Origin of the sequence: Citrobacter sp. wls613, assembly GCF_005281195.1 — a bacterium.
Taxonomy (GTDB): Bacteria; Pseudomonadota; Gammaproteobacteria; order Enterobacterales; family Enterobacteriaceae; genus Citrobacter; species Citrobacter gillenii.
On the sequence record NZ_SZXN01000010.1, the window covers coordinates 72,040 to 83,550 of the forward strand.

An 11,511-nucleotide genomic window follows, 5' to 3' on the forward strand; every position below is an offset into this window, starting at 1 on the left:
TGGGAGGAAGCATGTTTGATATTGGCGTTAATCTAACCAGTACGCAATTTGCAAAAGACAGGGATGAGGTTGTCGCGCGTGCCTTTGCTGCCGGCGTAAATGGCATGCTTTTGACCGGAACTAACCTGCACGAAAGCCAGCAGGCGTTAAAACTGGCACAGCATTATCCACATTGCTGGTCCACTGCGGGTGTTCACCCGCATGACAGTAGTCAATGGCAACCCTCAACGGAAGAGGCGATTGTGGCGCTGGCAAACCAGTCTGAAGTGGTCGCCATTGGTGAATGTGGGCTGGATTTCAATCGCAATTTCTCCACGCCGCAGGAGCAGGAGCGGGCGTTTGAGGCACAACTGCGTATCGCCGCTGAGTTGCAGATGCCGGTTTTCATGCATTGCCGCGACGCACATGACCGTTTTCTGACGCTGCTCGAACCCTGGCTGGACAGCCTTCCAGGCGCTGTATTGCACTGCTTTACCGGCTCACGCCAGGAGATGCAGGACTGCGTAGACAGGGGGCTGTATATTGGCATCACCGGATGGGTCTGCGATGAGCGTCGGGGCATGGAACTTCGGGAACTGCTGCCGTTTATCCCGGTGGAAAGGCTCCTGATCGAAACCGATGCCCCTTATTTACTCCCCCGCGATTTAACTCCGAAACCGGCTTCACGTCGTAATGAACCTGCGCACCTGCCGCACATTCTTGAGCGTATTGCGCACTGGCGTGGAGACGATCCTCAGCGCCTGGCAGCCGCTATCGACGCCAATGTCAGGACACTCTTCGAAGTCACCTTCTGAAGCGGATTTAGATTTTGCGAAAACCGGTGTTTTTCACGCTCTGCTTAACCTCTTTATTCAGCAGGTTAAGCAGCAGCATGGAGCGTGCCTCGCCATCTGGTTCGGTGAAAATTGCCTTCAGCCCTTCAAATGCACCTTCGGTGATAATCACGCTATCTCCTGGATACGGGGTTTCAGGGTCAATAATCCCTTCTGGTTTGTAGATGGAAAGCTGGTGAATAACGGAAGACGGAACTGTTGCGGGTGTTGCACCAAAGCGGACGAAATGGCTGACGCCACGCGTGGCATTGATGGTGGTGGTGTGGATCACTTCCGGGTCGAATTCGACAAACATGTAGTTAGGGAAAAGTGGCTCACTGACTGTAGTACGTTTTCCACGCACTATTTTTTCCAGGGTGATCATGGGCGTCAGGCAGCTCACGGCCTGTCTTTCCAGGTGTTCCTGGGCACGCTGAAGTTGCCCGCGTTTGCAGTACAGTAAATACCAGGCTTGCATAATAACTCTTATCCGCTTGTTCTGAGCGTAAGCATAACAAAAGCCATGCACTAAGTTAATTATACCCGCCTCAACGCAACCCGAAACGCATTGGGTATATAATCCCTGCGCTTGGATGTACCGCCAGAGTTCACGCTAATTTAACAAAAATACAGCATCGCAATGATGAACGCCGTATAATGAGGCGCTTACGAAGAGGCCACAATGGACGCCATGAAATATAACGATTTACGCGACTTCCTGACGCTGCTTGAACAGCAGGGTGAGCTCAAACGCATTACGCTTCCAGTGGATCCTCATCTGGAAATCACTGAAATTGCCGATCGCACGCTGCGTGCGGGCGGGCCTGCGTTGTTGTTTGAGAACCCTAAAGGCTATTCGATGCCGGTGCTGTGCAACCTGTTTGGCACGCCTAAGCGTGTTGCCATGGGGATGGGACAAGAAGATGTCTCTGCGCTGCGGGAAGTGGGTAAACTGTTGGCGTTTTTGAAAGAGCCGGAGCCGCCAAAAGGGTTCCGCGATCTGTTTGATAAGCTGCCGCAGTTCAAGCAGGTTTTGAATATGCCGACCAAACGGCTGCGCGGTGCACCTTGTCAGCAAAAAATCGCGTCAGGCGATGACGTCGATCTCAACCGTATTCCCATCATGACCTGCTGGCCGGAAGATGCCGCCCCGCTGATCACCTGGGGGCTCACCGTGACGCGTGGCCCGCATAAAGAACGGCAGAATCTGGGCATCTACCGTCAGCAGCTGATCGGCAAAAACAAGCTTATTATGCGCTGGCTTTCCCATCGTGGTGGCGCGCTTGATTATCAGGAGTGGTGTGCAGCCCATCCTGGTGAGCGTTTTCCAGTTGCGGTAGCGCTGGGGGCCGATCCGGCAACGATTTTGGGCGCGGTAACGCCGGTACCTGACACGTTATCGGAATACGCGTTTGCCGGACTGTTGCGCGGTACCAAGACCGAAGTGGTCAAATGTATTTCCAACGATCTCGAAGTCCCAGCCAGCGCAGAGATCGTGCTGGAAGGCTACATCGAGCCGGGGGAGTTAGCGCCGGAAGGTCCGTACGGCGACCATACGGGTTACTACAATGAAGTGGATAGCTTTCCGGTCTTCACCGTCACGCACGTTACCCAGCGTGAAGATGCTATTTATCACTCCACCTACACCGGGCGTCCACCCGATGAACCTGCCGTGCTGGGCGTGGCGCTGAACGAAGTGTTTGTGCCGATTCTGCAAAAGCAGTTCCCGGAAATCGTCGATTTTTATCTGCCGCCGGAAGGTTGTTCGTATCGACTGGCGGTTGTCACGATCAAAAAACAGTACGCCGGTCATGCCAAACGCGTCATGATGGGCGTTTGGTCGTTTTTACGACAGTTTATGTACACCAAATTTGTTATTGTCTGCGATGACGATGTCAACGCACGTGACTGGAATGATGTGATTTGGGCGATTACCACTCGTATGGACCCGGCCCGGGATACGGTGTTGGTAGAGAATACACCGATAGATTACCTGGATTTTGCCTCGCCGGTCTCCGGCCTTGGTTCAAAAATGGGCCTGGATGCTACCAATAAATGGCCGGGTGAGACCCAACGTGAATGGGGACGTCCGATTAAAAAAGATCCCGAAGTGACTGCGCGCATTGACGCAATTTGGGATGAGCTGGCCATCTTTAATGACGGCAAAAGCGCCTGAGGCGCGATCGTTTTGCCTATTGATCCGACAGAGAGAGCGCATGACAACCTTAAGCTGTAAAGTGACCTCGGTAGAAGCTATCACTGACACCGTATATCGCGTCCGTTTAGTGCCAGACGCGGCGTTTTCCTTTCGTGCTGGTCAGTATTTAATGGTCGTGATGGATGAACGAGATAAGCGTCCGTTCTCCATGGCCTCAACGCCGGATGAGCACGGGTTCATTGAGCTGCACGTGGGTGCCTCTGAGCTTAACCTGTATGCGATGGCCGTCATGGATCGCATTCTCCAGGATCGAGAAATCAACGTGGATATCCCGCACGGCGAAGCCTGGCTGCGTGACGATGAAGAACGACCGCTGATCCTGATTGCTGGCGGCACCGGCTTCTCTTATGCGCGCTCGATTTTACTGACCGCGCTGGCGCGCAACCCAAACCGTGACGTGACGATTTACTGGGGCGGGCGTGAAGAGAAGCATCTCTACGATCTCGGTGAACTGGAAGCGTTGTCTGTTAATCACCCGAACCTGCGCGTTGAGCCCGTGGTCGAACAGCCTGAAGAAGGTTGGCGTGGTCGTACGGGTACCGTACTAACGGCAGTATTGCAGGATCACGGCACGCTGGCTGAGCATGACATCTACATTGCCGGGCGTTTTGAGATGGCAAAAATCGCGCGCGATCTGTTCTGTAATGAGCGTCAGGCGCGTGAAGATCGTCTGTTTGGTGATGCGTTCGCTTTTATTTAAAAATAAAAAACCCGCCCCTGACAGGCGGGAAGAACGGCAACTAAACCTTCTCTCTTCGCCATTGGCACCAATGGCTTTGAGATAACATTTTGTAGGCTGGATAAGACGTTTTTTACGTCGCCATCCGGCATCGTTGCCGGGGGCGCTTCGCTTGCCCGGCCTACAAGATGCGGCACTCTGTGATTACACTCTCTCAAATACCGTAGCGATACCCTGACCCAACCCAATACACATCGTCGCCAGACCAAACTGCACGTCTTTACGCTCCATCAGGTTCAGCAGGGTGGTGCTGATACGCGCACCGGAACATCCCAGCGGGTGGCCCAGGGCGATCGCACCGCCGTTGAGGTTGATCTTCTCGTCAATCTGCTCCATCAAGCCCAGATCTTTAATGCATGGCAGGATCTGCGCAGCAAAGGCTTCGTTCATTTCAAACAAACCGATGTCACTGACGGAAAGCCGAGCTTTTTTCAGCGCCAACTTTGAGGCTGGAACCGGGCCGTAACCCATGATTGACGGATCGCAACCGACCACCGCCATTGAGCGAATGCGCGCGCGCGGCGTCAGGCCCAGTTCGCGGGCACGGCCCTCGCTCATTACCAACATAGCAGCGGCACCGTCGGAAAGCGCGGAAGAGGTACCGGCAGTGACCGTACCGCTAACCGGATCAAACGCCGGACGCAGGGTAGACAACGCTTCGAGGGTGGTTTCCGGACGGATCACTTCGTCGTAGTTAAACTGTTTCAACACGCCGTCGGCATCGTGACCGCCAGTCGGGATGATTTCATTTTTAAATGCGCCAGACTGGGTGGCAGCCCAGGCGCGAGCGTGTGAACGTGCGGCGAAGGCATCCTGCATTTCACGGCTGATACCGTGCATACGAGAGAGCATTTCCGCCGTCAGGCCCATCATCCCCGCGGCTTTTGCCACGTTGCGGCTCATTCCCGGATGAAAATCTACGCCGTGGCTCATTGGCACGTGACCCATATGCTCCACGCCGCCAATCAGGCAAGCCTGAGCATCGCCGGTCATAATCATGCGCGCCGCATCGTGCAGGGCCTGCATGGATGAACCGCACAAGCGGTTGACGGTGACAGCCGGGACGGAGTGTGGGACTTCCGCCAGCAGTGCGGCGTTACGGGCGATATTGAACCCTTGCTCCAGCGTCTGTTGTACGCAACCCCAGTAAATGTCATCGAGAGCCGCGGGCTCAAGCGCTGGATTCCGCGCCAGCAGGCTACGCATTAAATGTGCGGAGAGATCTTCTGCCCGCACGTGACGGAACGCGCCCCCTTTCGAACGGCCCATCGGGGTACGGATCGCATCAACAATTACAACCTGTTCCATTGTGACTCCTTAAGCCGTTTTCAGGTCGCCAACCGGGCGGGCAGGCTCAACCGAGGGATAGTACGGTTCGTTATGACGCGCTTTATTACGCAATCCTTCCGGCACCTCATACAGTGGGCCGAGGTGCTGGTATTGCTGCGCCATATCGAGGTATTTGGCGCTGCCGAGCGTATCCAGCCAGCGGAACGCACCGCCGTGGAACGGAGGGAAGCCGAGACCGTAAACCAGTGCCATATCGGCTTCCGCCGGGCTGGCAATGATGCCTTCTTCCAGGCAGCGCACCACTTCGTTGACCATCGGGATCATCATGCGGGCGATAATCTCGTCATCACTGAAATCGCGCTTCGGCTGGCTGACGTCTGCCAGCAGGCCATCGACCGCAGCATCCTCTTCTTTCTTCGGCTTGCCTTTGCTGTCTTCTTTATAACGCCAGAACCCGAGACCATTTTTCTGTCCAAAGCGGCTGGCATCGAACAGGGCATCGATCGCGTCGCGATAATCTTTCTGCATCCGCTGCGGGAAGCCTGCGGACATCACTGCCTGCGCGTGATGTGCAGTATCAATACCGACTACGTCCAGTAAATACGCCGGACCCATTGGCCAACCGAACTGTTTCTCCATCACCTTATCGACTTTGCGGAAGTCCGCGCCGTCGCGCAGTAACTGGCTGAAACCGGCGAAGTAGGGGAACAGCACGCGGTTTACAAAGAAGCCAGGGCAGTCGTTGACCACAATCGGCGTTTTGCCCATCAGGCTTGCCCAGGCGACGACTTTAGCGATGGTTTCATCCGAGCTTTTCTCACCGCGGATGATCTCAACCAGCGGCATCCGGTGCACCGGGTTAAAGAAGTGCATGCCACAGAAGTTTTCCGGGCGCTTCAGAACGCTGGCCAGTTCGCTAATCGGAATGGTAGACGTGTTTGACGCCAGCACGGTATCCGGGCGCACTTTATCTTCGGTCTCTGCAAGCACCGCTTTTTTCACTTTTGGATTTTCAACAACCGCTTCCACCACCACGTCCACGCGCTCAAAGCCGGTGTAGTCGAGGGTTGGTTGGATGGTGGAAATCACGCCCGCCATCTTCAGACCGTCGATCTTGCCGCGCTCAAGTTGCTTATTCAGCAGCTTGGCGGCTTCGGTCATGCCCAGCGTCAGCGATTTATCGTTGATATCTTTCATGATAACCGGCACGCCTTTCCAGGCAGACTGGTAGGCTATACCGCCACCCATAATGCCTGCGCCCAGAACTGCGGCTTGCTTCGGTGTCTCAATATCCTTCGTCAGTTTTTTCGCTTTCGCTTTGACGTACTGATCGTTGAGGAAAATACCGACCAGCGCACGCGCCTCATTGGTGTGCGCCAGCGGGACAAAACTTTGGTTTTCCAGGTTCAGCGCTTCTTCACGACCAAAGCGGGCGGCAGCTTCAATCGTTTTCACGGCGGTGATCGGGGCTGGGTAATGTTTCCCTGCCGTCTGCGCAACCATGCCTTTGGCGATGGTAAAGCTCATGGCCGCTTCAATTTTGCTGAGTTTCAGCGGCTCCAGTTTTGGTTGGCGTTTGGCCCGCCAGTCGAGGTCGCCGTTGATTGCCTGACGCAGTACCGCCATTGCGCCCTCGAGCAGTTTTTCCTGCTTCACAATGCCATCAACCAGACCGATTTTCAGTGCCTGCTCGGCACCGACGTCTTTACCTGCGGCAATGATTTCCAGCGCGCTGTCTGCACCCAGCATGCGTGGCATACGCACGGAACCGCCAAAGCCCGGCATGATGCCAAGCTTGGTTTCCGGTAGACCGATGCGCAGGTCCGGGGTTGCCAGACGGTAGTCGGTCGCCAGGACGCACTCGCAGCCGCCACCCAGCGCATAGCCGTTGACCGCAGACAGGGTTGGGACAGGCAGATCTTCCAGGCGATTAAAGACGCTGTTGGCAAAGTGCAGCCACTGGCTTAGCTGTTCTTCAGGAACAAGGAACAGTGAAAGGAATTCGGTGATATCGGCACCGACAATAAAGGCTGCTTTGTTAGAACGCAGCAGCAGCCCTTTTAAATCATGTTGTTTCTCCAGCACATCCAGCGCATGGCCAAGGCTGGCTACGGTTGCCGTGTCGAGTTTATTGACTGAGCCAGGGGCATCGAACACCAGTTCGGCGATGCCATCTTCCAGCCAGTCGAGGTACAGGGTGTCGCCTTTGTAAAGCATGTCAGTCTCCTGAATCCGCAAGGTGATCTGGTCATACCAGATGAATCGAAGTGTGTGTTTTATGTTAATAAAATGCAAACGAATGATTAAAGAAATGACGGGCCGATCACGCTCGGCAGAAATCACGCAGTCACAGGACGATGTGCTAAGATGCGGAGACTTGAGGTCAAAAAAACAGAAGGGTAAATAATGGAATCACTGGCCGCACTCTATAAAAATCATATTGTTACCTTACAGGAACGGACCCGCGATGCGCTGGCGCGTTTTAAGCTGGATGCGTTACTTATTCACTCCGGTGAGCTGGTTAACGTTTTTCTCGACGACCATCCGTATCCGTTCAAGGTCAATCCGCAGTTTAAAGCCTGGGTACCCGTCACGCAGGTTCCCAACTGCTGGTTGCTGGTAGATGGCGTTAATAAGCCTAAGTTGTGGTTCTACCTGCCGGTGGATTACTGGCACAACGTTGAGCCGCTGCCGACCTCTTTCTGGACCGAAGAAGTTGAAATCATTGCGTTGCCAAAAGCCGACGGTATTGGTAGCCAGTTGCCTGCTGCCCGCGGCAATATCGGGTACATCGGCCCGGTACCGGAACGTGCGCTGCAGCTGGACATTGCTGCCAGCAACATCAACCCGAAAGGGGTGATCGACTATCTTCACTATTACCGTGCGTATAAAACCGATTACGAGCTGGCCTGCATGCGCGAAGCGCAGAAAATGGCGGTAAGTGGACACCGTGCAGCCGAAGAAGCGTTCCGTTCAGGGATGAGCGAGTTCGACATCAACCTGGCGTACCTGACAGCCACGGGGCATCGCGATACCGACGTGCCTTACAGCAACATCGTCGCGCTTAACGAACATGCCTCTGTACTGCATTACACCAAGCTGGATCATCAACCGCCATCAGAATTCCGCAGCTTCCTGCTGGATGCCGGGGCGGAATATAACGGCTATGCGGCAGACCTGACGCGGACCTGGTCGGCGAAAAGCGACAACGACTATGCACAGTTGGTGAAAGACGTTAATGAAGAAGAACTGGCGCTGATTGCAACCATGAAAGCGGGTGTCAACTATGTGGATTATCACATTCAGTTCCATCAGCGCATCGCGAAGCTGCTGCGTAAACATCAAATCATCACCGACATGAGTGAAGAGGCGATGGTGGAAAACGATCTTACCGGGCCGTTTATGCCGCACGGTATTGGTCACCCGCTGGGATTACAGGTGCATGATGTCGCTGGTTTTATGCAGGATGACAGCGGTACGCATCTTGCCGCACCGTCGAAGTATCCGTACCTGCGCTGCACTCGCGTGCTGCAACCGGGCATGGTCCTGACCATTGAGCCGGGCATTTACTTTATCGAATCCCTGTTAGCGCCGTGGCGTGAAGGGCAATTCAGCAAACATTTCAACTGGCAGAAGATTGACGCGCTGAAGCCGTTCGGTGGTATTCGTATTGAAGACAACGTGGTCGTCCATGAGAATCATATCGAAAACATGACCCGGGATTTGAAACTGGCGTAATGGACAGTTGGTTAATCCCTGCGGCGCCGGTTAGCGTCGTTGAAGAGATCAAAAAAAGCCGCTTCATTACGTTGCTCGCCCACACGGACGGCGTAGAGGCGGCAAAAGCGTTTGTCGAGTCAGTCAGGGAAGAGCATCCGGACGCCCGCCACCATTGCGTGGCGTGGGTAGCGGGTGCACCGGATGACTCGCAACAGCTGGGCTTTTCGGACGACGGCGAACCGGCGGGGACGGCAGGTAAACCGATGCTTGCGCAGCTAATGGGCAGTGGCGTCGGCGAGATTACCGCGGTGGTGGTGCGCTACTACGGCGGTATTCTTCTCGGTACAGGTGGACTGGTCAAAGCCTACGGTGGTGGGGTGAGCCAGGCATTGCGGCAATTAACAACGCAGCGCAAGACGCCGCTTACCGAATATACTTTGCAGTGTGAGTACGGCCAACTGGCAGGTATTGAAGCACTGTTGGGGCAGTTCGACGGTAAAATCATAGCCAGTGATTACCAGGCATTCGTTCAGCTACGGGTAGCGCTTCCTTACACGAAAGTGAATGAATTTTCAGCAAGGCTGGCGGATTTTAGTCGAGGTTCATTGCAATTGTTAGCGATTGAAGAATAATCCCCACCTCATTTTAAAGAACTAAGGAAGCGGCAGAGATGCATTTTCGCGCCATTACCCGAATCGTTGGACTACTGGTCATCTTATTCTCGGGGACAATGATCATCCCCGGACTGGTAGCGCTTATCTACCGTGATGGGGCGGGTCGTGCATTTACGCAAACTTTCTTTGTCGCGCTGGCGATTGGCTCCATGCTGTGGTGGCCGAACCGTAAAGAAAAGGGCGAGCTGAAATCCCGCGAAGGGTTTCTTATCGTGGTCTTGTTCTGGACCGTGCTGGGCAGCGTGGGTGCGCTACCGTTTATCTTTGCTGAAAGTCCAAACCTCACGATCACCGATGCGTTTTTCGAATCCTTCTCCGGCTTAACCACGACGGGCGCAACCACGCTGGTGGGGCTGGATTCATTACCACATGCGATTCTCTTTTATCGTCAAATGCTGCAATGGTTTGGCGGGATGGGGATCATCGTGCTGGCGGTGGCTATTCTGCCCATTCTTGGCGTCGGCGGTATGCAGCTTTACCGGGCAGAAATGCCAGGGCCGCTGAAAGACAATAAAATGCGTCCGCGTATTGCCGAAACGGCGAAAACCCTGTGGCTTATCTATGTATTGCTGACAGTGGCCTGTGCGCTGGCGCTGTGGTTTGCCGGCATGCCTGCGTTTGACGCTATCGGTCACAGCTTTGCGACCATTGCTATCGGCGGCTTTTCAACGCATGACGCCAGCGTGGGCTATTTCGATAGTCCGACTATCAACACAATTATTGCAATCTTCCTGCTGATCTCCGGGTGTAACTATGGCCTGCACTTCTCTTTATTAAGCGGGCGTAGTCTGAAGGTCTATTGGCGCGACCCGGAATTTCGGATGTTCATTGGGGTACAGCTGACGCTGGTGGCTATCTGTACGCTGGTATTGTGGATCCACAATACCTACGGTTCGGCGCTAACGACAATCAATCAAGCCTTTTTCCAGGTGGTGTCGATGGCGACCACCGCGGGGTTCACCACGGACAGTATTGCTCGCTGGCCGTTGTTCCTGCCCGTGCTGTTGCTGTGTTCTGCCTTTATTGGTGGCTGTGCCGGGTCAACGGGCGGTGGCTTGAAGGTGATTCGTATTCTGCTGCTGTTCAAGCAGGGTAACCGTGAGCTGAAGCGCCTGGTCCACCCGAACGCGGTTTACAGTATTAAGCTAGGTAACCGTGCACTGCCAGAACGTATCCTCGAAGCAGTATGGGGATTCTTCTCGGCCTATGCGCTGGTCTTTATTATCAGTATGCTGGCGATTATCGCGACCGGCGTGGATGACTTCTCTGCATTTGCTTCCGTTGTCGCGACACTGAATAACCTGGGGCCAGGGCTGGGTGTGGTTGCCGACAACTTTGCCAGTATGAACCCGGTGGCGAAATGGATCCTGATTGCCAATATGCTGTTTGGTCGTCTGGAGGTCTTTACTCTGCTGGTACTCTTTACCCCTACCTTCTGGCGTGAATAATGGAGTAACACGTGAAAACACTGATTCTTTTTTCTTCCCGGGATGGACAAACGCGCGAAATCGCCGAGTATCTGGCTTCTGAGCTCAAAGAGTTGGGCATCTGGGCGGATGTTATGAATCTGCACCGCACCGAAGAGCCTGACTGGCAGCACTATGACAGCGTGGTGATCGGTGCCTCGATTCGCTACGGTCACTACCATTCTGCTTTTCAGACGTTTGTGAAGAAGCACGCTACGCGGCTGAACGCGATGCCGAGTGCGTTCTACTCCGTTAATCTGGTTGCCCGTAAGCCGGAAAAACGTACCCCGCAAACCAACAGCTATGCGCGCAAGTTTCTGATGAGCTCGCCGTGGCGACCCGATCGTAGCGCGGTGATCGCTGGCGCACTGCTTTATCCTCGCTATCGTTGGTATGACCGCGTCATGATCCAACTGATTATGAAGATGTCCGGTGGCGAAACGGATACGAATAAAGAAGTGGTCTATACCGATTGGGAACAGGTTGCGAGTTTTGCGCGAGAAATAGCCCAATTAACCAACAAAGCGTCGTTAAAATAAACGTAAAGAATAAAAAATACGCACTCGGAAAATTATTTTGAATTTCCCCTTGT

The 11,511-nt window shown here is 54.3% G+C and carries 10 protein-coding genes; 7 read left to right on the top strand and 3 right to left on the bottom strand.

Going from position 1 to position 11,511, the window contains the following annotated elements; translation table 11 throughout:
* Positions 1-11: 11 nt before the first annotated feature.
* The gene (gene tatD / locus FDX01_RS02140) at positions 12-794 is read left to right on the top strand and encodes a 3'-5' ssDNA/RNA exonuclease TatD (RefSeq protein ID WP_115259831.1); all 783 of its coding nucleotides are present in this window, start codon (positions 12-14) and stop codon (positions 792-794) included.
* A gap of 7 nt (positions 795-801) precedes the next feature.
* On the opposite strand, the gene rfaH is transcribed toward tatD, so the two are convergent.
* Complete coding sequence (rfaH, locus tag FDX01_RS02145) at positions 802-1,290, bottom strand: transcription/translation regulatory transformer protein RfaH (RefSeq protein WP_115259830.1); 489 nt, start codon at positions 1,288-1,290, stop codon at positions 802-804.
* Positions 1,291-1,494: 204 nt separating this feature from the next.
* Here rfaH and ubiD point away from each other — a divergent pair, with 204 nt between their 5' ends.
* Both ubiD and fre read left to right on the top strand, forming a co-directional pair.
* A complete protein-coding gene (gene ubiD, locus FDX01_RS02150; protein ID WP_096758902.1) occupies positions 1,495-2,988 on the top strand; it encodes a 4-hydroxy-3-polyprenylbenzoate decarboxylase in 1,494 nt (497 codons plus the stop codon).
* Positions 2,989-3,028: 40 nt separating this feature from the next.
* On the top strand, positions 3,029-3,730 hold the full coding sequence (fre, locus tag FDX01_RS02155) for an NAD(P)H-flavin reductase (RefSeq protein ID WP_137399144.1): 702 nt from the start codon (positions 3,029-3,031) through the stop codon (positions 3,728-3,730).
* 183 nt (positions 3,731-3,913) lie between these two features.
* On the opposite strand, the gene fadA is transcribed toward fre, so the two are convergent.
* Positions 3,914-5,077, bottom strand: a complete 1,164-nt coding sequence (gene fadA, locus FDX01_RS02160; protein ID WP_117343800.1) for an acetyl-CoA C-acyltransferase FadA — start codon at positions 5,075-5,077, stop codon at positions 3,914-3,916.
* Between the two features lie 9 nt (positions 5,078-5,086).
* Positions 5,087-7,276: a fatty acid oxidation complex subunit alpha FadB gene (fadB, locus tag FDX01_RS02165; protein WP_117343801.1), complete on the bottom strand. Its 2,190-nt coding sequence runs from the start codon at positions 7,274-7,276 to the stop codon at positions 5,087-5,089.
* A 189-nt stretch (positions 7,277-7,465) separates the two neighbouring features.
* On the opposite strand from fadB, the gene pepQ reads away from it, so the two are divergent.
* The 4 genes from pepQ to hemG are packed head-to-tail and all read left to right on the top strand — an operon-like array spanning position 7,466 to position 11,458.
* Positions 7,466-8,797 (top strand): Xaa-Pro dipeptidase, encoded by a 1,332-nt coding sequence (gene pepQ, locus FDX01_RS02170; protein ID WP_096758898.1) that lies wholly within the window; start codon positions 7,466-7,468, stop codon positions 8,795-8,797.
* Entirely contained in the window at positions 8,797-9,411 is a 615-nt protein-coding gene (locus tag FDX01_RS02175; protein WP_137399145.1) for an IMPACT family protein, read from the top strand. The genes pepQ and FDX01_RS02175 overlap by 1 nt, the downstream gene beginning before the upstream one ends.
* A gap of 38 nt (positions 9,412-9,449) precedes the next feature.
* Complete coding sequence (gene trkH, locus FDX01_RS02180; protein ID WP_115259827.1) at positions 9,450-10,901, top strand: Trk system potassium transporter TrkH; 1,452 nt, start codon at positions 9,450-9,452, stop codon at positions 10,899-10,901.
* Positions 10,902-10,912: 11 nt separating this feature from the next.
* Positions 10,913-11,458 (top strand): menaquinone-dependent protoporphyrinogen IX dehydrogenase, encoded by a 546-nt coding sequence (gene hemG / locus FDX01_RS02185; protein WP_096758895.1) that lies wholly within the window; start codon positions 10,913-10,915, stop codon positions 11,456-11,458.
* Positions 11,459-11,511 lie beyond the last annotated feature (53 nt).

Excerpts from the sequence above, each read along its gene's own strand:
- tatD (WP_115259831.1), top strand. The coding sequence starts at position 12 with ATGTTTGATATTGGCGTTAATCTAACCAGTACGCAATTTGCAAAAGAC.
- rfaH (WP_115259830.1), bottom strand. The coding sequence starts at position 1,290 with ATGCAAGCCTGGTATTTACTGTACTGCAAACGCGGGCAACTTCAGCGT.
- ubiD (WP_096758902.1), top strand. The coding sequence starts at position 1,495 with ATGGACGCCATGAAATATAACGATTTACGCGACTTCCTGACGCTGCTT.
- fre (WP_137399144.1), top strand. The coding sequence starts at position 3,029 with ATGACAACCTTAAGCTGTAAAGTGACCTCGGTAGAAGCTATCACTGAC.
- fadA (WP_117343800.1), bottom strand. The coding sequence starts at position 5,077 with ATGGAACAGGTTGTAATTGTTGATGCGATCCGTACCCCGATGGGCCGT.
- fadB (WP_117343801.1), bottom strand. The coding sequence starts at position 7,276 with ATGCTTTACAAAGGCGACACCCTGTACCTCGACTGGCTGGAAGATGGC.
- pepQ (WP_096758898.1), top strand. The coding sequence starts at position 7,466 with ATGGAATCACTGGCCGCACTCTATAAAAATCATATTGTTACCTTACAG.
- FDX01_RS02175 (WP_137399145.1), top strand. The coding sequence starts at position 8,797 with ATGGACAGTTGGTTAATCCCTGCGGCGCCGGTTAGCGTCGTTGAAGAG.
- trkH (WP_115259827.1), top strand. The coding sequence starts at position 9,450 with ATGCATTTTCGCGCCATTACCCGAATCGTTGGACTACTGGTCATCTTA.